This window comes from Asanoa ferruginea (assembly GCF_003387075.1).
In the GTDB taxonomy this organism is placed as follows: Bacteria; Actinomycetota; Actinomycetes; order Mycobacteriales; family Micromonosporaceae; genus Asanoa; species Asanoa ferruginea.
Genome location: NZ_QUMQ01000001.1, coordinates 4,185,035 through 4,210,117, shown reverse-complemented (window position 1 = coordinate 4,210,117; position 25,083 = coordinate 4,185,035). Strand labels below are relative to the sequence as shown.

Here is a 25,083-nt window from a genome sequence, read left to right as displayed (position 1 = left end):
CATGATCCGGCTGGGCGAGGGACATAGGGCACGCAAGCGCTCACCCCCTGCTCAACCCGCTTCGAAACATCACGAAAGTTCCCACCCAACTCCACATCGCGTGTCGGTAACCATGCGGTTGCGCAACGTGGATACCCGATGGTGCCACAACGGCCGTCCACAGTCATCGGTGAGGTGCCGGTTCGGCGTCCCAACCGCAACCGTCTTTCGGGTCGCCGGCCGGCTCGGCGTGGAGCCGGCCCGGCGCTGAGCCGGCCCGCATTGGCCGGGTCGGCGTTGAGCCGGGTCGGCGTGGAGCCGGGTCGGCGTGGAGCCGGGTCGGCGTTAGCGAGCAGCGCGATCGCGCCTGTGCAATGGGGTGCGGCGGCGTGGCGCCGCACGCCACGCCGGCGGTGGCGAGATCTAGGAAGAAATCTGCTGCTATGACTGCATTCTTTTTCCTAGATCTCAAACCGAGCCCCTGAAGGGGACCGCTGTTGGTGTGCGCACCTCGCCAGCTGCTGCTCGGCGCGGGCTCGCATCGTTGGATGGGCCGGCCCCGCTTGGGACGGTGCCGGCCGTTCGAGCGAAGAGTCCAGCACTCGCTAGACCCCGCACCCCTGCACGCCGAGGCGACGAGTCGATCCTTGGCGCCGCCAGCTTGCAGACGTTGTCGCTACTTTGCGGCCGCTCGTGGCCGCCGCCGTTCGTCTTCCGCGGCTGTCGTCGCCGGTTAGGCGGTGGGCGGTGTGTGGCCGGCGGCGGAGGTCCCGGGTGATCGCAGACGCTGGAACGCGCGACCGCACCCGCTGCGGCACGCGAATGGCTGGCGGTGTGGAGCGGAGACCACCCAAGGCCACCCGCTCGGAGACCAGCCGGGTCGAGGCGAGCCCCCGCTGAGCCCAGCCGCCCGGAGACGAGCCTGCGCAGAAGCGAACCGCGGGCGCGGCCAAACGGAGCCCTACCCCACCGAGTCCGGCACGGGCAATGGCCAGCGCCGCCCGGAGCCCAGCCCGCGCGGAGCCCGGGCGGACGAAGGCCAGCCCGCGCGAAGCCCAGCCCGCACGAAGCCCAGCCCGCGCGGAGCCCGGGCGGACGAAGGCCAGCCCGCGCGAAGCCCAGCCCGCACAAGCCCAGCCCGCACAAAGCCCAGCCCGCACGGAGGCGTGCCGCCCGGCCGCCGGGCAAGGATCTGAGCCGCACCTCTGCTCTGGACCCGGGCTCGCCTTGGGCGGGCTCTGGTGATGACTCGAGTCGCGCCCGGTGCGAGGCGGGCCTTGCAGCGCGGCCGCGCTGATTTGGGCTTGGGTTAGTCGGGGTCGGGTGGGCGGGTCAGGTCGGCGTCGGCTTCCATCGCGGATTGGGCCTCGGCGAGCGCGTCGGCGTCGACTTGGTCGGCGAACTCGGCGGCCTCGGCGCTCTGGGCCGCCAGGGCGTCTTTGACCGCGCGGATCGCCACGCCCGGGGCGTAGCCCTTGCGGGCCAGCATGCTGACCAGCCGGCGGAAGATCTGCTCCGGCTCGCCGCGGGCCGTGCGGAGTTTGCGGTCGACCAGGGAGCGGGCCGTCTCGGCCTCGGTGGAGTCGTCTAGTTGTTCCAAGGCCTCGCCGGCGGTGTCGGAGTCGACGCCGTGCTTGCGGAGCTCGTTGGCCAGGGCGCGCCGGGCCAGGCCGCGGCCCGCGTGGCGGCTGGTCACCCACGCGCGGGAGAACGCGGCGTCGTCGATGATGCCGACCTCGTCGTAGCGGTCGAGCACCTCGGCCGTCGTCTCCTCGGAGATGCCGCGACGCGCTAGGGCCCGGGCGAGCTCAGCGCGGGTGCGCGGCCGCGCCGCGAGTTGGCGCATGCAGATCTCCCGTGCCAGCTCGGCCTCGTCGGCCGGCGACTGTGGAACAGCGGGCGGTGCGGAGCGCCCCGCCGAACCGAAACCACCGCGCCGCCCTCGCCCACCGAACGACCGACCACCAGCCATGTCGTCACTCCCCAAGGCGCCGGCACCAGACCCAGCCGCGGACCGCCCATTGCGGGCGCCGGCGGACCTGGACGGGACGGCGTCGTCGTCGTCGAGGACCGCGGCTCGGCCGCCGAAGGGGTCGCCGAGTGGTTCGGCGCCCTCCGGCCAGTCGAAGTCGGCGGTTGGGTCGGTTGGTGTTTCGCCGTCGGGCGCTGGGCTCGGGCGCCTTGGGCGGGTGGATGGACGTGGTGGTGCCGCGTCCCAGCCGCGGCCGGAACGGGCACCCCTGCGTCGACCGGGCATGGCCGGTCAGCCGGTTAGAAGTCGACCGGCGGCAGCTCTGGGCCGCCGGCCGCGTCGCCGGCACCGCCCTGGCCGACGCCGAGCTTCTCGAGGATCTTCTTCTCGATTTCGGCGGCGACGTCGGGGTTTTCCTTGAGGAACTCGCGGGCCTTTTCCTTGCCCTGGCCGAGCTGGTCGCCGTCGTAGGTATACCAGGCGCCGGACTTGCGGATGATGTTCTGCTCGACGCCCACGTCGATCAGGGAGCCCTCGCGGGAGATGCCCTTGCCATACATGATGTCGAACTCGGCCTGCTTGAACGGCGCCGCGACCTTGTTCTTCACGACCTTGACGCGGGTGCGGTTGCCGACCACGTCGGTGCCGTCCTTGAGGCTTTCGATGCGGCGCACGTCGAGGCGCACGGACGCGTAGAACTTCAGTGCCCGGCCACCGGTCGTGGTCTCCGGGCTGCCGAACATCACACCGATCTTCTCGCGGAGCTGGTTGATGAAGATCGCGGTCGTGCCCGAGTTGTTGAGGATACCGGTGATTTTGCGGAGCGCCTGGCTCATCAGCCGGGCCTGGAGACCCACGTGGCTGTCGCCCATCTCGCCCTCGATCTCGGCGCGTGGCACGAGGGCCGCGACCGAGTCGATGACGATGATGGCGATGGCGCCCGAGCGGATCAGCATGTCGGCGATCTCGAGCGCCTGCTCACCGGTGTCGGGCTGGGAAACCAACAGCGCGTCGGTGTCGACACCGAGCGCCTTGGCGTAGTCGGGATCGAGCGCGTGCTCCGCGTCGATGAACGCCGCGATGCCACCCGCCCGCTGGGCGTTGGCCACCGCGTGCAGCGCGACGGTCGTCTTGCCGGAGGATTCCGGACCGAAGACCTCGACCACCCGGCCGCGCGGCAGACCGCCGACGCCGAGCGCCACGTCGAGCGCGATCGACCCCGTTGGAATCACTGCTGTCTGGATGACGGGCCGCTCTCCCAGCCGCATCACCGAGCCCTTGCCGAACTGCTTGTCGATCTGTGCGAGAGCAAGGTCGAGCGCCTTGTCCCGATCAGGCACCGCTGCCATTGCCACCCCTGCCTTAACCGGCGTCTTTGAACTCTTCGTCACGCGGACAACCTAGGCGCTGGGTATGACAGAAAACAGCCGCCGTGCCGCGCCTGTGGATAACCGCCAGCTGTGGACAATAGCCGAACAGGTGTTCTAGCCGAACGTCGACACGCCGGAAAGTCAGTGGAGGCGCGCCGGCACCCGGTCTGGATAGGCCGCGACCACGGCCCGCCACACGACGACCGTCTGCACCCCGGCATCCAGGGCCTGCTCGATGGTGCGCCCGTCAAGCTGCGGCAGCACCTGGTCGGCGGCGATCGACGCCGCGTACCCCGGCCCGAACGTCTGCTCCAGCCGCGCCCAGAAATCGGTCAACCGCACAGTTCAAACCCCTCAGCCGCGAAAGCCCGCGCACAAAAGTACGCCCTCCGCACCGTTCCCAGGAAACCGCCAGGCGGCCCGGTCTTGACCGGCACCGGCCGCTGCACCCTATAGTCCTATGAAACTAGAGAAATGCGGTAAGCATGATCGAGTTTCATCTGGACGGTCGTTCCGGTGTGGCCCCCTACATGCAGCTGATCCAGCAGGTCCGGCAGGCGCTGCGGCTCGGGTTGCTGCGTGCGGGCGACAAGCTCCCGACGATCAAAGACGTGGTCGCCAAGGTCGCGATCAACCCCAACACGGTGCTCAAGGCCTACCGGGAACTCGAATACGAGGGCCTGGTGACCGCCCGCCCGGGCGTCGGCACCTTCATCGCCCGCACCCTCAACGACGCGACCGCCGCGCACGAGCCGCTGCGCGAAGAGCTGCGGGCCTGGCTGCGCCGGGCGCAGGCGGCCGGCCTCGACGCCGACAGCATCGAGGCGCTGTTCGTCACCACCTTCCGCACCCAGTTACAGGAGTCGACATGACCGAGAGGCAGCCGGTCACGCCCTACTCGCGAAGTGAGGAACGCGCATGACCGACCCCGTGTTGCGGGCCACCGGCCTGACCAAGCGTTACGGCAGACGCGTGGCGTTGACCGACTGCACCCTCACGGTCCCGGAGGGCCGGGTCGTCGGGCTGGTCGGCCCCAACGGCGCCGGCAAGACGACGCTGTTGCAGCTCGCGGTCGGCATGCTGACCCCGACCGCCGGCAGCATCACGGTCCTCGGCGGCCGGCCCGGCGCGGGCCCCGCTCAACTCGCCAAGGTCGGCTTCGTGGCGCAGGACGCGCCCACCTACGCCAACCTGACCGTTGCGGAGCACCTGCGGTTCGGCCGGCGCACCAATCCGGGCTGGGACCAGGCGCTCGCCGAGGAACGGATCGCGCAAATCGACCTCGACCCCACGCAGAAGGCCGGCCGGCTCTCCGGCGGCCAACGCGCCCAACTCGCGCTGACCCTGGCCGTAGCGAAACGTCCGGAGCTGCTGATCCTCGACGAGCCGGTGGCCAGCCTCGACCCGATCGCCCGGCGCGAGTTCCTGCGCGCCCTGATGGCCTACACCGCCGAGCACCACACCAGCGTGATCCTCTCCTCCCACCTGGTGTCCGACCTGGAGCGGGTCTGTGACCACCTGATCGTGCTGACCGCCTCGCGGGTGCGCGTCGCCGGCGAGGTCGACGAGCTGATGGGCAGCCACTACCGGCTCACCGGCGCCCGGCGCGACCCGGCCGACCTGCCCGCGGGCGTCGAAGTGATCGAGCACAGCCACACCCAGCGGCAGTCGACCTTCATCGTGCGCAGCCTCGTCCCGATCGACGACGCGTCGCTGACCGTCGAGCAGCTCACCCTCGAAGACCTGGTCCTGGCCTACCTGTCGCGGCCGGTCGCGCCGCGCCGGCCCGAGTTGGAGACCGCCCGATGATCTGGTTCACCTGGCGCCAGTTCCGCACCCCGGCCGTCGTCGTCGCCGGTGCCCTGGCCGTGCTCGCCGTCGTGCTGCTGGTCAACGGCAAGGCCACCACCGACCTCTACGCCAGCGTCGCGGCCTGTGAGAGCGACTGCGGCCAGACCATCGACGCCTTCCTGGCCCGCTTCCACAACAGCGCCGGCGGCACGATCTACTACACAACCCTGGCCATCATGTACGCGGCACCGCCGCTGATCGGCATCTTCTGGGGCGCACCGCTGGTCGCCCGCGAGATCGAGACCGGCACCCACCGGCTGGCGTGGAACCAGTCGGTCACCCGCACCCGCTGGCTGGCCACCAAGCTCGGCCTGATCGGTGCGGCCACCGCGGCCGCGATTGGGCTGTTGAGCTGGGCGGTCACCGCCTGGGCCGGCCGGGTCGACAGCGCGGCGGCCGACCGGATCACCCCGCTGGTCTTCGGCGCCCGCGGCATCGTGCCGATCGGGTACGCCCTGTTCGCCTTCACCCTCGGCGTCGCCGCCGGGATGGTGGTCCGCCGCACGGTGCCGGCGATGGCCGGGACGCTGGCGGTCTACACCGCGGCCGTCGCCGCGATGCCGTTGTGGCTGCGCACCCACCTCGCACCGGCGACGCACCTGACTCCGCCGCTGGACATGGGCAACCTGGACGAGTTGATGATCGACCAGAGCAACAACATGGCGATCGAGCCGAAGGGCGTGACCAACGCCTGGACCATCATCAACCGCCCGATCACCTCGAGCGGCGAGGTCTTCACCGGTCCGGCCGACCCGACCTTGTGCGGCCGCAACGCGCCGATGGGGTCCTGCTCCGACTGGGTCGGCACGCTCGGCCTGCGCCAGGACGTCGTCTACCACCCGAACAGCCAATACTGGACGCTGCAACTGGCCGAGACCGCCGTCTTCCTGGGCCTGGCCGCGGCCCTGGCCCTCGTCAGCTTCTGGTGGCTCCGTCGGCGGCTCCGCTGAGCGACGGGTCGGTGAGGTCGTGCCCGACCGGGCCGGAGGAAGAAGGTGCCGGCCCGGCGGGCAACGGCCGTAACGCTAGCGCGACCAGTGGCACCACCGCAGTAGCGGCCAGCAGACTGAGCACCGGATAACCGGCGATCTCGACAACGACGCCGCTCAGGGCACCCGCGGCCGCGCCGGCGACGCCCATCAGCGTGTCGGACAGCCCCTGCGCGGAGGCCCGCACGTCGACCGTCACCGACTCGGACAGCAGCGTCGACCCGGCCACCATCGTCGCGGACCAGCCCAGCCCGAGCAGGAACAGGCCGGCCGTCAGCCGGACCGTGGAGTGACCGGAGGTGCCGGCGACCGCGCACGCGGCGACCAGCACCGCGGCACCGATCAGGATCAGCACCCGGCGGCCCAGCCGGTCGGCGAGCCAGCCGACCACCGGGGAGAACGCGTACATGCCGACGATGTGCACGCTGAGCACCAGCCCGACGATGCGCAGCACGTCGGCGTCGGCGTGCCCGGGCTCCATGTCGATGTGCACCGGGGTCATCGACATCACCCCGACCATGACCAGGTGGCCGACCGCGACGGCGGCGACGCCGAGGCGGGCGGTCGGGCTGCCGAAGACCGCGCGGAAGCCGTCGCGCGAGGTCGGTCGGCGGGCATCGGTCGGCGCCGGCGCCAGCGCCCGCGCGGTCAGCAGCGGGTCGGGGCGCAGGAAGAAGAACAGTACCGCGGCCGCGACGACGAAGGCCAACGCGCTGGCGCCGAACGGGCCGCCCAGGGTGGGCAGGCCGAGCCCCCGGCCGGCCTCGTCGGCCAGCGAGGTGAGGTTGGGCGCCGTCACCGCGCCGAGCGTCGTCGCCCACACGATCAGCGCGAGTTGGCGGGCCCGGCGGGCCGGCGCCGCGAGGTCGATCGCCGTGTAGCGGGCCTGGAGGTTGGCCGCCGAACCGCCGCCGAAGGCCGCGAAGCCGAGCAGCAGCAGGAGCAGGCTGCCGACCGCGGCGGCGACCACGACCAGGACCGAGCCGATCGCGCCGACCAGGTAGGCGAGGACCAGGCCGCTGCGCCGCCCGTACCCCGTCATGATCTTGCTGATCGGAATGGCGAGGGCCGCGGCGCCCACGACGACCGCGCTGGAGGCCAGGCCGGAGACGGCGGTGCCGCCGACCCGGGCGGCCAGCAGCGCACCGACCGCGATGCCGATCGTGGTGCCGATGCCGGCCAGGACCTGCGTGCCGAAGAGCAGCCGGAGCGTGTGCCGCTGCACCGCCCCGACATCCATGACCGCAGGCTAACGGCCGGCCCGAATATATGTAAGGCTGGTTTGGCCAGTTCCGGCCTTACGACAAAGCACGTGAGCTGCGCCACTGCCCGGTGCCCACAGCATGGCACCCGGGGAACCCCCTGGTCGGCATCCGGCCGGGAGAGACCAGGGACCGCGACCCTCCGCAGCAGCCACGCGCGGAGCTACGCTGATTGACGGCAATTTGTCCCATAAGGTGGTGATACCAAGTGCCGACCGCGACCCCACCCGCAGCGCCGATCCACACCCCGGACCAGCGCCTGCGCGTGTTCGCCAGCTCCACGCTCGACGAGCTCGCGGCCGAGCGGAGGGCGGTCAGTGACGCCGTCCTCCGGCTACACCTCGCACCGGTGATGTTCGAGCACGGCGCCCGGCCGCACCCACCACGCGACGTCTATCGCGCCTACATCACCCAGAGCCACGTCTTCATCGGTGTGTACGGCGAGGACTACGGCTGGATCGCACCGGGAGCGTCGATCTCGGGCATCGAGGACGAATACCGGTTGGCCGTCGACATGCCCCGGCTGATCTATGTCAAGTCACCGGCGCCCCGGCGGGATCCCCGGCTCACCGCGCTGATCGAGGACATCGAGGACAGCGCCGACGTCTCCTTCCGGCTCTTCAGCGACGCCCGTGAGCTGCGCCGGCTGGTCGAGCACGACATCGCGGTGCTGCTGACCGAGCGGTTCCAGGAGAGCGGCGCGGCACCCGAGACGGCACCGCCGGCAGCCATCCCGGTCGCCCGGACCCAGATGTTCGACCGCGACCTGGAGATCGCCGCGCTGAGCGAGCTGCTCACCGACGAGGACGTGCGGCTGGTCACGCTGACCGGGCCGGGCGGCGTCGGCAAGACCCGGCTGGCCACCGACCTGGCCGAGCGGCTGCGCCCGCAGTTCCCGGACGGGATCGGCTACGTCGAGCTGTCCGCCGTCAACTCGCCCGACCTGGTGATAGACGCCATCGCCCGGGCGCTCGGGCTGCGCACGTCGAGCACCTGGCGCCCGCTGGCCGACGTCGTGGCGTTCCTGCGTACCCGGCATATGTTGCTCGTGGTCGACAACTTCGAACATGTCGCCGACGCGGCACCGGTGCTCGCCGACATCCTCGCCGGCGCGGCCGACGTGACCGCGCTGGTGACCAGCCGCGCGCCGGTGCGGATCAGCGGCGAGCACGCGTTCGCCCTCGAACCGCTGGCCATCCCCGACCGCGACATCACGCTCGACGCGGTGGGCCACTACGGGTCGGTCCGGCTGTTCATCGACCGGGCCCGGGCCGCCTCCGGCGCCTTCACCCTCACGGCCGACAACCTGGCCGCTGTGGTGGAGATCTGCCGCCGGTTGGAAGGGCTGCCGCTGGCGATCGAGCTCGCCGCGGCGAAGATCCGGGTCCTCCCGCCGGCCGCCATCCTCCAGCGGATGGGCCGCCCGCTCGAACTGCTCACCGGCGGGGCGCGCGACCTGCCGGACCGGCAGCGCACCCTGCGCGACACCGTCGGCTGGAGCTACGACCTGCTCGCGACCGCCGAGCGGGCACTGCTGCTGCGGCTGGCGGTTTTCTCCGGCGGCTTCACTCTGGACGCGGCCGACCACGTCGCCGACGCCGCGGCCCTCGACGGCGACGTGGTCGACGCCCTCGACGGGCTGGTGCAGAGCAGCCTGGTCCGGCAGGAGACCACGCCGGCCGAGCCGCGGTTCCGGATGCTCGACAGCATCCGCGAGTTCGCGCTCGACAAGCTCCGCGAGGGACCGGACTGGGACGCGGCGCACCAGGCGCACGCCGAGCACTGCCTGCGGCTCGCCGTCTCGGTCGAGCCACTGCTCAACCGGCTCGCCGAGCGCGGGACGCTGGACCGCCTCGAGACCGAGCACGACAACATGACCGCGGCGATCACCTGGCTCCTGGACCATCACGACCCGGAGTCGGCGCTGCGGCTCAGCGAGGCGATCTGGGTGTTCTGGTGGCTGCACGGCCACATCGACGAAGCGCTGCGCTACCTCACCCGGATCTTCGAGATGAACGACTACCTGAGCAAGCGGGGGTACGGCCGCGCGCTGCTCGCTGCCGGCACGATGTCGCTGGCCAGCGGTGACCTGGCCCGGGGCGGGCCGCGGCTGGAGCGGGCCCTGCTGATCCTCCGCGAGGTGGGTGACAAGGAGGGCATCGCCCGGGCCGCCGGGCCGCTGGGCCACCTCTCGATCGTGACGCGCGACTTCGCCAAGGCCCGGCCGCTGATCGAGGAGGCCGGCCGGCTCAGCGCGGAGATCGGCGACGACTGGCAGGCCAGCATCTACCACAGCCGGCTGGGCGCGATCGCGCTGCTGGAGGGCAACCACGACAGCGCCGCCGACGAGTTCCACGCCGCGCTGGTCACCGCCCAGCTCACCGACGACACGCTGGGCACCGCGGTCGCGCTCTACAGCCTGGGGCTCAACGCGATCAGCCAGGGCGACCTCGCCGAGGCCCACGATTACCTGGCCGACGGGCTGTCGGCGGCCTACGGCAAGGGCGACACGAACGGCCCGCCGCTGTTCATCGCCGCGCTCGCCGACCTGGCCGCCCGGCTGGGCGAGCCCGAGCGGGCGGTCCGGCTGACCGCCGCGGCCGAGTCATTGCGGACGCCGTCGGGAACCACCTGGCTCGCGGCGTACGTGCTGCCGTGGCCCGACGACGGCCCGACCGCCGAGACGCTCCGCCGCAAGCTGGGCGGCGCCATCTACGACAAGGCACGTCGACAGGGTGCCGCGCTAGGCCTCGATCGGGCGACAGCGGAGGCGCTGGCGACCTGACAGATTCCGGGGCGAACCGGATCGGTTGCGGACTTCGGCCTAGTTGATCATGCGAAAACCGGGCGAAACTCATACGCTTTCGGATATGCCGCATCGCTTCGTGGGTCGCGCGCGAACCGCCGACTCCGTCCGTCTGGAACGCCCCCGGCCGACCACGAGCGGCACGGTGCGCGGCCGGGCCGACAAGCCCGACGTGGCGACCCGGGCCATCCGCCTGCCCGAGGCCACCCAGGCCATCTTCGTCGATAGCAGCGGCCGCCGCGGGCGACGACTGCGCTGGGCGGTGTACGCCCTGCTGCTGTTGGTGTTGGCGCTACTCGCCTTGCTCTGGCTCAGTCAGGCGGTGGGGCTGGGCTGATGGGCACCTACCGGGCGGGCGAGCGGATCGGCGACACCCAGCACATCGCGATGCCCGAGCCCACCCCGCCCAGGTTGCGCGGCCGGCGGTGGATCCTCGCCGGGATCGGCACGCTGGTGCTGGCCAACCTGCTCGCCATCGGCGCCTACGCCAACTCGCGGTTCGCGCCCGACAACGAGAACAAGCCGGGCCGGCAGGACGCCGTGCCGGCGGCGATCCGCGACGGCGGCCCGCTGGTCGACACCCGCGCCGGACGCAGCGTCAGCCACCAGGTGCCCGACCGCACCATCGTGCTCACCTTCGACGACGGCCCTGATCCACAATGGACGTCGCAGGTGCTCGACGTGCTGCACCGGCACGGCGTCAAGGCGACGTTCTTCGTGATCGGCTCGCAGGCCAGCCGCCACCCGCAGTTCGTGGAACGGATGGTCCGCGAGGGCCACGAGGTCGGCGCGCACACGTTCACCCATCCCGACCTGCCCGGGATGGCCGGCTGGCGGCAGCGGCTCGAGCTCAGCCAGACCCGGTCGGCGATCGCCTATGCCGCCGGCATCTCCACGCCGTTGCTGCGGCTGCCCTATTCGAGTGGCGTCGACTCGCTAGACGACGAGCACTGGTCGGTGGTCCGCGCCGCCGGTGGCGAGGGCATGGTCTCGGTCTTCGACGACACCGACAGCCGCGACTGGGCCCGCCCGGGCGTTGACGCGATCGTGCGCAACTCGACGCCAGAAGCCGGCCGCGGCGCCGTGGTGCTGATGCACGACGCCGGCGGCGACCGCTCGCAGACCATCGCCGCCCTCGACCGCTTCATCCCGCAGATGCAGCAGCGCGGTTACCGCTTCGCGACGGTGCTGGACGCGTTCGGCGCCGTGTCGCCGGACCTCGCACCGACCCCGGTCAGCCGCGCCGACCGGGTCCGCGGCGGCCTGCTGGTCTGGGCGATCAAGGTGTCCGACGGCACCAACTGGCTGCTCTGGGCGCTCCTGCTGCTGGTCGGCGCGCTGACGCTGATCCGTACCCTGGTGCTCTTCGGTTTCGCGGTTCGACATGCCCGCCGGCGACGCGCCCGCACCTGGTCGTGGGGCGCCGAGGTCAACGACCCGGTCACCGTGATCGTGCCCGCCTTCAACGAGGTGCGGACCATCGCCGCCGCGGTGCGCAGCCTGGCCACCGGCACCCACCCGGAGATCGAGGTGCTGGTCATCGACGACGAGTCCGACGACGGCACCGCCGACGAGGTGACGGCGCTCGGCCTGCCCAACGTGCGGGTGGTGCGGGTGCCCGGCGGGGGCAAGGCGGCCGCGCTAAACGCCGGTGTCGCGCTGGCCCGGCACGACCTGCTGGTGATGGTCGACGCCGACACGGTGGTCACGCCGGACGCGATCCACAAGCTGGTGCAGCCGTTCGCCGACCCCGGCGTGGGCGCCGTCGCCGGCAACGTCAAGGTCGGCAACCGGCGCCGGATGATCGGCCGCTGGCAACACATCGAGTACGTGATCGGGTTCAACCTCGACCGCCGGCTCTACGACACCCTGCGCTGCATGCCGACCATCCCGGGCGCGCTGGGCGGCTTCCGCAAGGCCGCGGTGTCGGAGGCGGGTGGGCTCAGCCGGGCCACCCTCGCCGAAGACACCGACCTGACGATGGCGATCCACCGGGCCGGCTGGCGGGTGGTCTACGAGGAGACCGCGGTCGCCCGCACCGAGGCACCCAACACACTCGGCCAACTCTGGCGGCAGCGCTACCGGTGGAGCTACGGCACGATGCAGGCGATGTGGCGGCACCGCCACGCGGTCGTCGAGAAGGGTGCGTCGGGCCGGTTCGGCCGGCGCGGCCTGCCGTTCATCGCGCTGTTCTCGGTCGCCCTGCCGCTGCTGGCGCCGGTGCTCGACATCCTCGCCGTCTACGGGCTGTTCTTCCTCGACCGCACCGAGGCGCTCGTCGCGTGGCTGGCCGTCATGGTGATCCAGGTCGTCACCGCGATCCTGGCCTTCCGGCTCGACAAGGAGCCGCTGCGGCCGCTCTGGGCGCTGCCGTTCCAGCAGCTCGTCTACCGCCAGCTCATGTATCTCGTGTTGGTGCACGCGGCGGCCACCGCACTGACCGGCGGCCTGTTGCGTTGGCAACATCTGCGCCGAAGTGGCGAGGTCGCCGCCGACGCAGCCTGATTTCGGGGCTATCTTACGTTTACGTAAGGAACCGAAAGGGGCGTCGGGTGCGGCACAAGCTGGACTACAAGTGGGTGGCGTTGTCGAACACCACCCTCGGCATGCTGGTGGCGACGATCAACTCGTCGATTCTGCTGATCGCGCTGCCCGACATCTTCCGCGGCATCGGCATCGACCCGCTCGCGCCGGGCAACACCAGCTATCTGCTCTGGATGATCCTGGGCTTCATGGTCGTGATGGCCGTGCTGCTGGTCAGCCTCGGCCGGCTGGGCGACATCTACGGCCGGGTGAAGATGTTCAACCTCGGCTTCGCCGTCTTCACCCTCTTCTCGGTCCTGCTGACGGTCACCTGGATGCACGGCTCCGCCGCGGCACTGTGGATCATCCTGATGCGGGTCGGCCAGGGCGTCGGCGGCGCGATGCTGTTCGCCAACTCGACCGCGATCCTCACCGACGCGTTCCCGGCCAACCAGCGCGGCCTCGCGCTCGGCGTCAACTCGATCGCCGCGATCGCCGGTTCGTTCATCGGCCTGGTGCTCGGCGGTGTGCTGGCCCCGATCTCCTGGCGGCTGGTGTTCCTGGTCTCGGTGCCGATCGGCGTGCTGGCCACCATCTGGTCGTTCCGCAGCCTCCGGGAGAGCGGCATCCGCCGCAAGGCCAAGGTCGACTGGTGGGGCAACGTCACGTTCGCGATCGGCCTGGTCGGATTGATGATCGGCATCACGTACGGGATCCAGCCCTACCACGAGCACACGATGGGCTGGACCTCGCCGCTCGTGCTCAGCACGCTGATCGGCGGCGTCGTGGTGCTGATCGTGTTCTGCCTGATCGAGTTGCGGGTCGCCGAGCCGATGTTCCACCTCGACCTGTTCCGGATCCGGGCGTTCGCCGGCGGCAACATCGCCACGCTGCTGGCCGCGATGGGCCGCGGTGGCCTCCAGTTCATCCTGATCATCTGGCTGCAGGGCATCTGGCTGCCCCGGCACGGCTACGACTTCACCGAGACGCCGCTCTGGGCCGGCATCTACATGCTGCCGCTGATCGCCGGCTTCCTGGTCGCCGGGCCGGTGTCCGGCTATCTGTCCGACCGGTTCGGTGCTCGCCCGTTCGCGACCGGCGGGCTGCTCCTGGCCGCGCTCAGCTTCGGGCTGCTGATCCTGTTGCCGGTCGACTTCGCGTACATCTGGTTCGCGTTGATCCTGGTTTTGAATGGCATCGGGATGGGCCTGTTCGCATCGCCCAACTCGGCCGGCGTGATGAACAGCCTGCCGCCCAACCAGCGCGGTGCCGGCGCCGGCATGCTCGCCACCTTCCAGAACACCGCGAGCGTCCTGTCGATCGGCGTCTTCTTCACCCTGATGATCATCGGCCTGGCCGCCGACCTGCCCGGCGCGCTGCAGTCCGGCCTCACCGCGCACGGGGTCAGCCCGGCCGACGCCGCCACCGTCGCGGCCCTGCCGCCGGTCGCCACGCTGTTCGCGTCGTTCCTCGGCTACAACCCGATGCAGACGCTGCTCGGCCAGCAGACCCTCGACGCGCTGCCGCCCGGGCAGGCCCAGGTGATCACCGGACGCGCCTTCTTCCCCGAGCTGATCTCGGCGCCGTTCCACACCGCGCTCGTCTACGCTTTTATCTTCGCTATCGTGGCGTGCCTGGTCGCTGTCGTCGCCTCGCTGCTGCGCGGCGGCAAATACCACCACACCGAGGAGACGACCGTGCCGCCTCGCGAACCCGCGGACGCCGTAGCGCCGTGACCTCGCCCGCTGACCCGCGCCCGCACTACCGGATCGGTGAGGCCGCCGAGGCCGCGGGTGTGACGCCCCGGACGATCCGCTACTACGAGGAGATCGGCCTGCTCGGCGCGGCCGGCGACCGGCTCAAGGGCAGCCACCGCCTCTACAGCGACGCCGACGTCGAGCGGCTCCGCGAGCTGGTCCGGCTGCGCGACCTGCTCGGGGTGTCGCTGGAAGAGCTGACCCGGCTGGCCGACACGATCGAGGTCCGGGCCAGCCTGCGTGATCAATGGGCGACAAGCACCGACGACGCCGACCGGGTGCGGATCCTGGAGGCGGCGGTCGACAACATCGAGCGGCAGCTCGAGCTGGTGCACGCCCGGCAGCGCAGCCTCGCCGAGTTCGAGACCGAGCGGGTCGCGAAGCTGGCCGACCTGCACCGGCAGCTCGCTGAGCTGCGCAGCTGAGTTTCGGGTCCGCCTCGGCGGGTACCCGGCGGTGATGAGCGTGCTCCGGGTACGCGGCATGTCGGCCGAGCCGGAGGTCGTGTTCAACACGGCCACCGACCCGGCCCGGGTGGGCTGGCTGCCGGCGCCGCTGCACCGGCGGCCGGCCACGACCGAGCCGGACCTGTTCGCGACCTGGCGGGACGAGACCGGCGCCTGGTGGGCCGACCTGCGGGTCGACGACATCCCGACCGGCGGCGCGCTGGCCGTGCTGGAGATGGCCGCCGACGGCCTCGACGACGGCGGGCTCGCGACCGTCGTCGAGCAGTCGCTGTTCGACCTCGATCGCGAGGTGGACGACAGCATCAGCCCCGGCTGACCTATCCTGCGGGGCGATGACCGAGGTCCTGCACGTCTTCGACATGGACGGCACGCTGCTGCGCGGCACGTCGGCCAGCCTGGAGATCGCGCGGGCGACCGGCACGGTAGCCGCCGTGGCCGAGTTGGAGGCCGCGTTCGCCGCCGGCCTGATCGACACAGCTGGCTTCGCTGTCGGGGTGCATCGGCTCTGGTCGGGGCTGACGGTTTCGACGGTGGCGGCGGTTTACGCGTCCTCGCCGTGGCTCGGTGGGATCCGGGAGGTATGCGCGGACATCCGGCGGCGCGGCGAGCGGTCGTTGGTGGTCACGCTGTCGCCGGACTTCTTCGCGTCCCTGCTGCTGGCCGAGGGCGTCGACGAAGTGGTCGCGTCGCGCTTCCCCGCCGTGCCGTTCGTGACGCCGGTCGACCCGGCCGGCATCCTGACGCCGGCCGACAAGGTGCGGGTGGTCGAGGACGCCCGGGTCCGGCTCGGGGTGCCACTGTCCCGGTGCGTCGCCTATGGTGACTCCATTTCGGACGGTCCGCTGTTCGCCCATCTGGGTGCGACGACGGTCGCCGTCAACGCCGGCGGCCGCTTGCCCGCGGGGGCGGTCTACGACGGTGACGACCTGCTCGCGGCCTATGCGATCGGCCGGTCGCTGCTCGACTCAGCAGCCGCGCTCGACGGTGCAGAGCCGGTCGGCGGCCCGCTGCCCGAGTAGCCGCACCAGATCCGGGTCGTCGCGCTCCACCTGGACCACCGTGACCGCGTCACCGACGCGCACCGCGGCCAGCACCACCCGGGCGCTGAAGGTGGTGTTGCCTGTCTTGTCGATGATATCGACGGTCAATCGAACCAGGGCGGCCTCGTCGCCGGCGAAGTCGCGGTCGAGCATCGTGTAGGTCTTCGTCGTCGTCGCGGCCTCACCGAGGCCGGTCTCCCAGTGCGCGCAGTTCGTCACGACGTGTTGAACGTCGGCCATGAGCTGCGCGGCCTGACCTGCCGGGTAGCGACCCGCCTCGGCCGTGACCGTCGCACCGCCGTCCTGGGTCAGGTTCTCCTGGCCATACCAAAGGTGGGTCGCGTAGGCGGTGATGCGCATGTCCGCGTAGGCGGGGCAATCCTCGGATCCGAACGACCAGGCCGGGTAGGTGCCCGCAGGGAACTCCTGGTAGTTCGTGACACGGTAGCCGGAGCCGACGTCTTCGGGCCGCAGCATCGGCAGCGGGGCGGCGTCGGTGGGCCCGCTCGCGGCCGGCCGCGGCTCGGGCGTCGACGGGTGAACGGCCGCAAACCAGCCCGCGCCGGCGGCGATCACCAGCACGCTCAGGGCGGCGAGGAACACCGACCGCTGCCGGCGCCGGCCGCGGCCGCGAGCCCGGATCCGGTCCGGCTCGGCCCAGGCGACGTCGGGCAGCTCGTGGTCGAGCCGACCCGCCAGCTCATCGAGATCAGCCACGGTTGGCCTCCACTTCCGGCCGGTCTTCGTCGGCGAGCAACACAGCGAGGGCGGCGCGGCCGCGACTCAGCCGGGCCTTGACCGTGCCGACGGCGGCGTTGGTCTCGCCGGCGATGTCGGCCACGGACAGCCCAAGCACGTAGTGCAGCGCGAGGGTGGTGCGCTGTGCGGCCGGCAGGCGGCGGAGCGCGGCGACCAGCGCCACCGTGTCGGGCGTCGGCCCTTCGACTGGGGTTGGCGCACCGTGCCGCGCGTAGGCCCGAGCCCGGCTCATCCTGCCCCGCCACCGGCTGATCGCGATCCGGGCCGCGACCACCCGCACCCACGCCTCGGGGTCGGCGTAGCCGCCGACGGTCGACCACCGCTGCCAGGCCCGGACGAAGGCCTCCTGGACGACGTCCTGCGCCTCGACGATGTCGCCGGTCAGCACGTAGATGTAGCCGAGCATCCGCCGCCGGCTGGCGCGGTAGAAGTCGTCGAAGTCCGCCGTGCCCCCGCCGCCCATCAACCCCTCCCCCACCACCGATTGGGGGATATACGCTCGTGCGCGGCGAAAGGTTGCATCGCCGCTCAGGCAGTAAGGCGAAAGTAGGCCGAACGCGGCCGGACCGCCTGCCTGAGCCGCGCAGCCAAAGGCCGCAGGAAGCGGCGCCAAAGGCCGCAGGAAAGCGGCGAAGCCCGCCGAACGCGGCCCAACCCCCCGGCCTCAGCCGCGCAGCCAAAGGCGCGCTGAAGCTCGCCGGCGCGCGGCTGGACCGCTTGCCTCAGACGCGCAGCCCAAGGCGCGCTGAAGCTCGCCGGCGCGGCTGCGCTGAAGCTCGCCAGCGCGCGGCTGGACCGCTTGCCTCAGCCGCGCAGCCGCAGGCCACGAGGCGTGGCGCGGAAGCCCGCCGACGTCAGGGCGTCGCGCAGTGGCGAGGTGTAGACGCCTTCGCCGTCGGCCCGCTCGACCGAGAGCGCACCCAGCGCTCCGGTGTGGACAGCGTCGGCGAGGGCCTTGGCCGCCGCCGCCAGCGTGTCGGTGTCGTCGGTGAAGGAGAGCAGGGTGCGACCGCCCCGCTCGACATAGAGCACCAGGTCGCCGCCGACCTGCACGACCAAGGCGCCGGCCTTGCGGCCCGCCCGGTGGCCGGTCGCCGGGCCGGGTTGGCCCTCGCCCGAGTCGACCACGCGCTCCGGCCAGGGCAGCGCCGCGCCGTAGGGGTTGGCTGGATCCGTCGCGGCCAGGACCAGGGCGAAACCGCCGCCGCCCCGCGCTCGGCCGCGGCCGGGTGGCTCCTCGACCGCCTCGACGCGGTCGCTTCGGTCGGCGATCGCGCGCAGGCGGTCGACCGCTCCCGGCACCGCGAACTGGGCCGCGCCCAGGCCCTCGACGAAATAGCCCCGGCGGGCGGTGCCGCGCTCCTCCAGCGCGGCCAGCACCGGGTAGACCGCCGCGAAGCCGCCGGTCACGCCCTCGGCCGCGGCCACGCCGCGGGTGACCACGCCGTGGCGTTCGAGCAGCACGTCGGCCAGGGCGGCGGCGCGTTTGGTCGGGTCGGTGTCGCGGTCGGGCAGGCGGGACCAGCGGCCGGCGACCGTCGGTGGGCCGGTGCGGCTCGGCATGGTCGCCCGGCCGGGGCGGCGGTAGCGGGTGCGCGGCGCGCTCGACTTGGCGCGGTGTGCGCCGCCGCCGCCCAGCACCGCGCGCAACGGGGCCAAGGTGTCGTTGGTCAGATAACCCGCCCAGACCAGATCCCACACGGCGCCGACCAGCTCGGCGTCGTCGGTCGAGCCGACCCGGTCGGAGAGGGTGCGGAAGAACAGGGCCTGGCCGCCGGCCAGCGCGTCGAGCACGGCCGTGTGGATCGGGGTCAGCGCCAGGGCCTCGTCGGGGACCGGGAGCAGCAGCGGCGCCGAGTCGGCGTAGGCCAGGGTGACCCAGCCGTCGCCGCCGGCGATGGCTCCGCCGCCGGCCCAGACGACGTCGCCGCTGGCGCACAGCTCGTCGAGGTAGCCCGGCTGGTAGTCGGCGACCCGAGCGGGCAGCACCAATCGCTCCAGCGCCGACGCCGGGACCGCCAAACCCTGGAGCTGCTCAATCGCCGCCTCGACGGCCTCGACGCCGCGGGCCGAGGAGCCGACCTGCTGCCAGCGGGGCAGGAACGTGGCCAGCACGCGGGGCGGGACCGGCTCGATCTCACGGCGCAGGGCCGCCAGGGAGCGGCGGCGCAGCATGCGGAGCACCTCGGCGTCGCACCACTCGCTGCCGGCGCCGCCGGGTGAGAACTCGCCGGACACGACCCGGCCCGTCGCGGCCATCCGGCGCAGTGCCTGCTCGACCACGTAGACACCCAGGCCGAACCGGGCCGCGCAGGTGGTGGCCGCGAACGGGCCGTGGGTGCGGGCGTAGCGGGCGACCAGGTCACCGAGCGGGTCGGCGACCGGGGCCAGGTGGGCGTCGGGGATGCCGACCGGGAGCGCCACGCCGAGCGCGTCGCGGAACCGGCCCGCGTCGTCGATGCCGATGAACCGGTCTTCGCCCGCGATCCGGACCAGCACCGCGCGCCGCGCGGCCACCAGCTCTTCGGCCCAGGCGACGGAGGCGCCGCGCAGGGTCAGGTCGGCGGGTGACAGGTCGCCGAGCAGCCGGAGCAACTCGGCCACGTCTTCGGCGTCGCGCGGCTGGCGCTCGGGCGTCAGCCACTGCAACTGCCGCTCGGTCTCGGTGACCACCGCCGGCTCGAGCAGCTCGCGCAGGTCGACCCGGCCGAGCAGCTCACCGAGCAGGGCCGAGTCGAGCGCGAGCGCGGCGGCTCGGCGCTCGGCCAGCGGGGAGTCGCCCTCGTAGAGGAACGCGCCCACGTAGCCGAACAGCAGCGACCGCGCGAACGGCGACGGGCGCTGCGTCTCGACCTCGACCAGGCGGACCTTGCGGGAGGCGAGGTCGCGCATCAGTCCGCTCAGGCCCGGCACGTCGAAGACGTCTTGCAGGCACTCGCGGGCGGCTTCGAGGGTGATCGGGAAGTCGCCATACTCCCGGGCCACGTCGAGCAACTGGGCCGAACGCTGGCGCTGCTGCCAGAGCGGCTGGCGGCGGCGCGGGTCGCGGCGCGGCAACAGCAAGGCGCGGGCCGCGCACTCGCGGAAGCGCGCGGCGAACAGTGCCGAGCCACCGACCGCCTCTTCGACGATCTGGGCGATCTCGTCGGGCTCGAACGCCACGATGTCGGCACCCGGCGGCTCGTCGGCCGTGTCGGGCAGGCGCACCACGATGCCGTCGTCGGAGGGCATCACCTGTGCGTCGACGCCGTAGCGCTCGGCCAGCCGCTGGCCGACCGCCAGCGCCCACGGCCCGTTGACCCGGGCGCCGAGCACGCAGTGCACGGCCATCCGCCAGTCGCCCAGCTCGTCACGGAACCGCTCGACCACGACGGTGCGGTCGTCGGGCAGCGAGCGGGTGGCCTCGCGCTGCTCGCGCAGGTAGGCCACCAGGTTGCTGGCCGCCCAGTCGTCGAGACCGCCGGCCTTGAGCGCGCCGGTCGCGGTCTCGTCGTCTTGCTTGACCAGGGTGCGCAGCCGGGCGCCGATGGCCCGGCCGAGCTCGACCGGGCGGCCGATCTGGTCGCCCTTCCAGAACGGCATCCGGGCCGCCTGCCCCGGCGCCGGTGAGACCAGCACCCGGTCGGGCGTGATGTCTTCGATCCGCCACGACGTCGAGCCGAGCAGGAAGACATCGCCGACCCGCGACTCGTAGACCATCTCCTCGTCGAGCTCGCCGACCCGGGCGGCCCGCTCGGCCCCGGCGAGGAAGACGCCGAAGAGGCCCCGGTCGGGAATCGTGCCGCCGCTGGTCACCGCCAGCCGCTGCGCGCCCGGCCGGCCGGTGAGCTGGTCGGTGGCGCGGTCCCAGACCAACCGGGGCCGCAGCTCGGCGAACGCCGTCGACGGGTAGCGCCCCGACAGCATGTCGAGCACCGCGTGCAGCGCCGAATCGGGCAACTCGGCGAACGGCGCCGCCCGGCGGACCAGCACGGCCAGGTCGCCGACCGCCCACGGGTCGAGCGCCACCATGGCGACGACCTGCTGCGCGAGCACGTCGAGCGGGTTGCGCGGGTAGCGCAGCTCCTCGATCGCGCCCTCGCCCATCCGCTCGGCGACGACCGCGCAGGACACCAGGTCACCGCGGTGCTTGGGGAACACGACACCGCGGGAGACGGCGCCGACCTGGTGGCCGGCCCGGCCAACCCGTTGCAGGCCGGCGGCCACCGACGGTGGCGCCTCGATCTGGATCACCAGGTCGACGGCGCCCATGTCGATGCCCAGCTCCAGGCTGGAGGTGGCGACGACGGCGGGCAGCGCACCCGACTTGAGCGCCTCTTCGGTGTTCTTCCGCTCTTCGCGCGAGACGCTGCCGTGGTGGGCGCGGGCGATCACCGGCGCCGCACCGGACGCGGCGCCCGCCTGCGCCATGATCTCGGCCGGCAACCGCGCCGACCCGCCCGCGTTGATCTCGTCGACCGCCTCGCCCGCGAGCTCGTTGAGTCGCGCGCAGAGCCGCTCGGCGCTGCGTCTGGAGTTGGTGAAGACAATCGTCGACCGGTGCCGGGTGATCAGGTCATAGACCCGCTCCTCGACCGCCGGCCAGATCGACGCCCGGCGCGGCCGGCCCGGCTCGTCGCCGCCCGAGTCCTCGACCTCGTCGAGCCGGGTCATGTCTTCGACCGGCACCTCGACGCTGACCTCGATCGTCTTGGTCGTCGTCGGCCGCACGACGTCGACCGGGTGCGCACCGCCGAGGAACTGCGCGACCTCGTCGACCGGCCGCACGGTGGCGGACAACCCGATCCGCTGCGCCGGCTTGGGCAGCAACTCGTCGAGCCGCTCGAGCGAGAGCGCCAGGTGAGCGCCGCGCTTGGTGGCCGCGACCGCGTGCACCTCGTCGATGATCACGGTCTCCACACCGCGCAGCGAGTCACGCGCCGCCGAGGTGAGCAGCAGGAACAGCGACTCGGGCGTGGTGATCAGGATGTCGGGCGGCGTGCGGGCGAAGGTGCGCCGCTCATCGGCGGGCGTGTCGCCGGTGCGCATGCCGACAGTGATGTCGGGCGGCGGCAGGCCGAGCCGCGACGCGGCATGCCGGATGCCGGCGAGCGGGGCGCGCAGGTTGCGCTCGACGTCGACGGCGAGAGCCTTGAGCGGGCTGACATAGAGCACCCGGCAGCGCTGGCGGCGCTCGGCGGGCAACGGCTCGCGGGCCAGCTTGTCGAGCGACCAGAGGAACGCCGCGAGCGTCTTGCCGGACCCGGTCGGCGCCACGACCAGCGCGTTGCGCCCCGCGCCGACCGCCTTCCACGCCCCCGCCTGCGCATCGGTGGGCGCGGCGAAGGCGGCGGCGAACCACTCTCTGGTCGCCGGCCCGAACTGCTCCATCACCGCCACGCACCAATCGTGCCCTAGGGGTGTGACAGAAACACGCGGAGCGATCGATGGACCGGACAAAGAGCGTCAAACTATCCCAGATGTCCCGGGTCCGCGGTGGTCCGGACCGTCGCTCCCGCCGGGCCAGCCGACTCCGCAGTAGGAAACGGTCAGATCAAGCCTTGCTCTGCACCCCTGTAGGAAGCACCCACCGAACAGGGCGCTTCCTACAGGGGTGCAGAGCAAAGCCTGCGGAAGCGGGTCAGGCCAGGGGTGCAGAGCAAAGCCTGCGGAAGCGGGTCAGGCCAGGGGTGCAGAGCAAAGCCTGCGGAAGGCGGGTCAGGCGCGGAGGCGGTTGCGCAGCGCAAGCGACGCCGCCGGCCAGTCTTCGGCGAGCATCGCGTACTGGACCGTGTCGCGCCACGAGCCGTCGGGCCGGATGCGGTGGTGGCGCAGGACCGCCTCGTGGGTCGCGCCGAGTCGCTCGATCGCCGCCTGGGAGCGGGCGTTGCGGATGTCGGTGTGCCAGACCACCCGCTCGGCGCCCAACGTCTCGAACGCCCGGGTCAGCAGCAGCAGCTTGGCTTCGGTGTTGACCCCGGTGCGCCAGGCCGCCCGGCCCAGGAACGTGTGCCCGATGGCCACCGACCGCCGGGCGGGATCGACGTCGTAGAACGACGTCGTGCCCAGGACCTCGCCGGTCAGGGAAGACCGCTGCACCCACGGCACCCGCTCGCCGCGGTGGTGTTCGGCCAGGACGCCGGTCACATAAGCCGCCATCTCCTCCCGGTCGCGCGGCTGCCGCGCGGTCAGGTGTTGCCACACCTCGGGGTCGGCGGTCGCCTTCAACAACTCGTCCACATGCGACAGGTCGAGCGGCTCGAGCACCACGTGCGCACCGCGCAGCGGGGCCGGCGCAAGCCAGGGTGAGCCGGCGGGTCGCAGGTAGGCAGGCGTGGGCGCCGCGACGCCGGCGTCGGGCTCGGGAACGCCCGGCGTCACTCGCAGGGGCAGCACACCGGCCCAGTGCGGCAGCGAGAGATCGGCCTCGTCGTCGATGACGCCGCCGGTGCGGGTCCGGGCCGACACCTCGACCAGTGGCAGCGCCAGCACCGCGGTCTCGGCCAGCTCGCGCTTGGTCGGCGGCCTGCTCTCGACCGATCGGCCGGCACCGACCTTCTCGACCAGCGCCGTCAACACCGAGCGCTTGGTGGCCTCGTCGGTGACCAGGGTGGCGACCCCGTGCGCGACCACCGAGCGGTAGTTGGCGCTGTGGTTGAACTGCGACCGCGCCAGGACCAGCCCGTCGAGCAGCGTGACCGTGACGCAGACCCGCAGGCCCTCGCCGCGCGCCGCGAGCAGCGGCCGGCTGCCGGTCGAACCGTGCAGGTAGAGCATGTCGCCGACCCGCACGTGCAGCGTGGGCAGGACCCGCGGCTCGCCGTCGACGACGAAACCCGCGGCGCAGTGGAAGGCCTCGTCGAGAATGCTGTGCACGACCTCCCGGTCGTACGCCATCCGCTCGCGTTCGCGTGTCGCCGTGGTGCGTCCTGTCGGCGCGTACACGTTGCCTCCCAAGCTTTGTTCTAGTACATTCTTGAAACTGTGGCAGTACATTATCAGATCGTCGGCGCCACGGCGGCGGAGATTTCAACCAGCATCGAGACGGGTGTACGCACCGGCGCGCTCGCACCCGGCACCCCGCTGCCACCGGTCCGCGGCCTGGCCGACGGGCTGGGCGTCAGCGCCGGCACGGTGGCCAAGGCCTACCAGACGCTGCGCTCGCGGGGCGTGATCGAGACCGCCGGCCGCAACGGCACCCGGGTGCGCCCGCGCCCACCGGTCACCGGCGGCCGTGCGGCGCTCGTCGTGCCGCCCCCGACCGGCGTCCTCGACCTGCTCTCCGGCGAGCCCGACCTGCGCCTGCTGCCGCCGCTCGGCCCGCACCTGCAGCGGCTCGCCGAGGCCGACCCGGTCGGCTACAACCACGACGGCATGCACCCCGACCTGGCCGAGTCGGCCGCCGCCCGGCTCGCCGCCGACGGGGTCGACGCCGCACACGTCACCGTCACCAGCGGCGCGCTCGGCGGGATCGACCGGCTGCTGGCCGCGCACCTGCGCCCCGGCGACAAGGTCGCGGTCGAAGACCCGGGCTGGGCACACGTGATCGACCTGGTCGCCGCGCAGGGCCTGGAGATCGTCGGCGTGCCGGTCGACGACGAGGGGCCCACCCCGTCCGGCACCGACCTCGCGCTCGCGGCCGGGGTCCAGGCGTTCATCGTCACCAGCCGGGCACACAACCCGACCGGCGCCGCGGTCAGCAAGCGCCGGGCCGCCGACCTGCGCCGGGTGCTCGCCGACCACCCCGATGTGCTGCTGATCGAAGACGACCACTCGGCCGAGTTGTCCACCGTGCCGCTGCACACGCTGGCCAAGGCGACCCGCAACTGGGCCTTCCTGCGCTCGGTGAGCAAGCCCTACGGCCCCGACCTGCGACTGGCCGTCATGGCCGGCGACGAGGCGACGATCGCGCGGGTGGCCGGGCGGATGCGGCTCGGCTCGGGCTGGGTCTCGACGCTGCTCCAGCGGATGGTCGCCGACCTCTGGTCGGACCCGGAGGTGGCCGACCGGGTGGCGCTCGCGCGCGACAGCTACGAGCACCGGCGAACCGCGTTGCGAAAAGCACTCGACGCGCGCGGCGTGCCGAGCCAGGGCCGCACGGGGATCAACATCTGGGTCCCGGTCCGCGACGAGACCTCGGTCGTCACCTCGCTGCGCGACGCCGGCTACGCGGTCGGGCCCGGGTCGCTCTACCGGATCGGCGCACCCGCCGGCATCCGGATCACCATCAGCCGCCTCGACGACGACCGGATCGAAGCGCTGGCCGCAGCGGTGGCCCAGGTGGTCCGCGGCACGCCGCCCCGGTCGTTCAGCGCCTGAGGGGGTGGCC

19 protein-coding genes are annotated in these 25,083 nt (G+C 72.3%); 11 read left to right on the top strand and 8 right to left on the bottom strand.

Translation table 11 applies throughout. The features are described from left to right. Positions 1-1,288: 1,288 nt before the first annotated feature. From DFJ67_RS19750 to DFJ67_RS19740, 3 genes are all read right to left on the bottom strand, one after another. Complete coding sequence (locus DFJ67_RS19750; RefSeq protein ID WP_116069342.1) at positions 1,289-1,951, bottom strand: regulatory protein RecX; 663 nt, start codon at positions 1,949-1,951, stop codon at positions 1,289-1,291. A 299-nt stretch (positions 1,952-2,250) separates the two neighbouring features. Beyond that, positions 2,251-3,300, bottom strand: a complete 1,050-nt coding sequence (gene recA, locus DFJ67_RS19745; RefSeq protein ID WP_116069341.1) for a recombinase RecA — start codon at positions 3,298-3,300, stop codon at positions 2,251-2,253. Between the two features lie 162 nt (positions 3,301-3,462). After that, on the bottom strand, positions 3,463-3,663 hold the full coding sequence (locus DFJ67_RS19740; RefSeq protein ID WP_116069340.1) for a DUF3046 domain-containing protein: 201 nt from the start codon (positions 3,661-3,663) through the stop codon (positions 3,463-3,465). 143 nt (positions 3,664-3,806) lie between these two features. Here DFJ67_RS19740 and DFJ67_RS19735 point away from each other — a divergent pair, with 143 nt between their 5' ends. Genes DFJ67_RS19735 through DFJ67_RS19725 form a run of 3 tightly spaced genes read left to right on the top strand, consistent with a single transcriptional unit; the run spans position 3,807 to position 6,122 of the window. After that, positions 3,807-4,193: a GntR family transcriptional regulator gene (locus DFJ67_RS19735; RefSeq protein WP_116069339.1), complete on the top strand. Its 387-nt coding sequence runs from the start codon at positions 3,807-3,809 to the stop codon at positions 4,191-4,193. 46 nt (positions 4,194-4,239) lie between these two features. After that, the gene (locus DFJ67_RS19730) at positions 4,240-5,130 is read left to right on the top strand and encodes an ABC transporter ATP-binding protein (RefSeq protein ID WP_116069338.1); all 891 of its coding nucleotides are present in this window, start codon (positions 4,240-4,242) and stop codon (positions 5,128-5,130) included. Further along, positions 5,127-6,122 (top strand): ABC-2 membrane transporter-related protein, encoded by a 996-nt coding sequence (locus DFJ67_RS19725; protein ID WP_116069337.1) that lies wholly within the window; start codon positions 5,127-5,129, stop codon positions 6,120-6,122. Before DFJ67_RS19730 ends, DFJ67_RS19725 begins: the two co-directional genes overlap by 4 nt. Here the strand turns inward: DFJ67_RS19725 and DFJ67_RS19720 are convergent. Next, complete coding sequence (locus DFJ67_RS19720; protein WP_116069336.1) at positions 6,088-7,401, bottom strand: MFS transporter; 1,314 nt, start codon at positions 7,399-7,401, stop codon at positions 6,088-6,090. The genes DFJ67_RS19725 and DFJ67_RS19720 overlap by 35 nt on opposite strands. A gap of 230 nt (positions 7,402-7,631) precedes the next feature. Between DFJ67_RS19720 and DFJ67_RS19715 the strand changes: the two genes are divergently transcribed. The 7 genes from DFJ67_RS19715 (at position 7,632) to DFJ67_RS19685 (ending at position 15,995) form a co-directional block, all read left to right on the top strand. Further along, positions 7,632-10,208 carry an ATP-binding protein gene (locus DFJ67_RS19715; protein WP_116069335.1) on the top strand — a complete coding sequence of 859 codons (2,577 nt, stop codon included), beginning with the start codon at positions 7,632-7,634 and terminating at the stop codon, positions 10,206-10,208. Between the two features lie 85 nt (positions 10,209-10,293). After that, positions 10,294-10,566 carry a hypothetical protein gene (locus tag DFJ67_RS19710; RefSeq protein WP_116069334.1) on the top strand — a complete coding sequence of 91 codons (273 nt, stop codon included), beginning with the start codon at positions 10,294-10,296 and terminating at the stop codon, positions 10,564-10,566. Continuing rightward, positions 10,566-12,734 carry a bifunctional polysaccharide deacetylase/glycosyltransferase family 2 protein gene (locus DFJ67_RS19705; protein WP_116069333.1) on the top strand — a complete coding sequence of 723 codons (2,169 nt, stop codon included), beginning with the start codon at positions 10,566-10,568 and terminating at the stop codon, positions 12,732-12,734. Before DFJ67_RS19710 ends, DFJ67_RS19705 begins: the two co-directional genes overlap by 1 nt. A gap of 47 nt (positions 12,735-12,781) precedes the next feature. Continuing rightward, on the top strand, positions 12,782-14,488 hold the full coding sequence (locus DFJ67_RS19700) for an MFS transporter (protein ID WP_239097321.1): 1,707 nt from the start codon (positions 12,782-12,784) through the stop codon (positions 14,486-14,488). Further along, a complete protein-coding gene (locus DFJ67_RS19695; protein ID WP_170215912.1) occupies positions 14,485-14,934 on the top strand; it encodes a MerR family transcriptional regulator in 450 nt (149 codons plus the stop codon). Before DFJ67_RS19700 ends, DFJ67_RS19695 begins: the two co-directional genes overlap by 4 nt. Positions 14,935-14,968: 34 nt before the next feature. Further along, the gene (locus DFJ67_RS19690; protein ID WP_239097322.1) at positions 14,969-15,292 is read left to right on the top strand and encodes a hypothetical protein; all 324 of its coding nucleotides are present in this window, start codon (positions 14,969-14,971) and stop codon (positions 15,290-15,292) included. 16 nt (positions 15,293-15,308) lie between these two features. Then, complete coding sequence (locus tag DFJ67_RS19685) at positions 15,309-15,995, top strand: HAD family hydrolase (RefSeq protein WP_116069330.1); 687 nt, start codon at positions 15,309-15,311, stop codon at positions 15,993-15,995. Here the strand turns inward: DFJ67_RS19685 and DFJ67_RS19680 are convergent. The 4 genes from DFJ67_RS19680 to DFJ67_RS19665 form a co-directional block, all read right to left on the bottom strand. Next, complete coding sequence (locus tag DFJ67_RS19680) at positions 15,942-16,733, bottom strand: hypothetical protein (protein WP_116069329.1); 792 nt, start codon at positions 16,731-16,733, stop codon at positions 15,942-15,944. The genes DFJ67_RS19685 and DFJ67_RS19680 overlap by 54 nt on opposite strands. Then, positions 16,726-17,238: a SigE family RNA polymerase sigma factor gene (locus DFJ67_RS19675; RefSeq protein WP_116069328.1), complete on the bottom strand. Its 513-nt coding sequence runs from the start codon at positions 17,236-17,238 to the stop codon at positions 16,726-16,728. Before DFJ67_RS19675 ends, DFJ67_RS19680 begins: the two co-directional genes overlap by 8 nt. Positions 17,239-17,579: 341 nt before the next feature. Beyond that, complete coding sequence (locus tag DFJ67_RS19670) at positions 17,580-22,145, bottom strand: ATP-dependent helicase (RefSeq protein ID WP_116069327.1); 4,566 nt, start codon at positions 22,143-22,145, stop codon at positions 17,580-17,582. A gap of 327 nt (positions 22,146-22,472) precedes the next feature. Next, positions 22,473-23,699: a bifunctional pyridoxamine 5'-phosphate oxidase family protein/GNAT family N-acetyltransferase gene (locus DFJ67_RS19665; protein ID WP_116069326.1), complete on the bottom strand. Its 1,227-nt coding sequence runs from the start codon at positions 23,697-23,699 to the stop codon at positions 22,473-22,475. 39 nt (positions 23,700-23,738) lie between these two features. Between DFJ67_RS19665 and DFJ67_RS19660 the strand changes: the two genes are divergently transcribed. Next, on the top strand, positions 23,739-25,073 hold the full coding sequence (locus tag DFJ67_RS19660; RefSeq protein ID WP_116069325.1) for an aminotransferase class I/II-fold pyridoxal phosphate-dependent enzyme: 1,335 nt from the start codon (positions 23,739-23,741) through the stop codon (positions 25,071-25,073). The last annotated feature ends 10 nt before the right edge of the window (positions 25,074-25,083 follow it).

Excerpts from the sequence above, each read along its gene's own strand:
- DFJ67_RS19750 (WP_116069342.1), bottom strand. The coding sequence starts at position 1,951 with ATGGCTGGTGGTCGGTCGTTCGGTGGGCGAGGGCGGCGCGGTGGTTTC.
- recA (WP_116069341.1), bottom strand. The coding sequence starts at position 3,300 with ATGGCAGCGGTGCCTGATCGGGACAAGGCGCTCGACCTTGCTCTCGCA.
- DFJ67_RS19735 (WP_116069339.1), top strand. The coding sequence starts at position 3,807 with ATGATCGAGTTTCATCTGGACGGTCGTTCCGGTGTGGCCCCCTACATG.
- DFJ67_RS19730 (WP_116069338.1), top strand. The coding sequence starts at position 4,240 with ATGACCGACCCCGTGTTGCGGGCCACCGGCCTGACCAAGCGTTACGGC.
- DFJ67_RS19725 (WP_116069337.1), top strand. The coding sequence starts at position 5,127 with ATGATCTGGTTCACCTGGCGCCAGTTCCGCACCCCGGCCGTCGTCGTC.
- DFJ67_RS19720 (WP_116069336.1), bottom strand. The coding sequence starts at position 7,401 with ATGGATGTCGGGGCGGTGCAGCGGCACACGCTCCGGCTGCTCTTCGGC.
- DFJ67_RS19710 (WP_116069334.1), top strand. The coding sequence starts at position 10,294 with ATGCCGCATCGCTTCGTGGGTCGCGCGCGAACCGCCGACTCCGTCCGT.
- DFJ67_RS19705 (WP_116069333.1), top strand. The coding sequence starts at position 10,566 with ATGGGCACCTACCGGGCGGGCGAGCGGATCGGCGACACCCAGCACATC.
- DFJ67_RS19690 (WP_239097322.1), top strand. The coding sequence starts at position 14,969 with ATGAGCGTGCTCCGGGTACGCGGCATGTCGGCCGAGCCGGAGGTCGTG.
- DFJ67_RS19685 (WP_116069330.1), top strand. The coding sequence starts at position 15,309 with ATGACCGAGGTCCTGCACGTCTTCGACATGGACGGCACGCTGCTGCGC.
- DFJ67_RS19675 (WP_116069328.1), bottom strand. The coding sequence starts at position 17,238 with ATGGGCGGCGGGGGCACGGCGGACTTCGACGACTTCTACCGCGCCAGC.
- DFJ67_RS19670 (WP_116069327.1), bottom strand. The coding sequence starts at position 22,145 with ATGGAGCAGTTCGGGCCGGCGACCAGAGAGTGGTTCGCCGCCGCCTTC.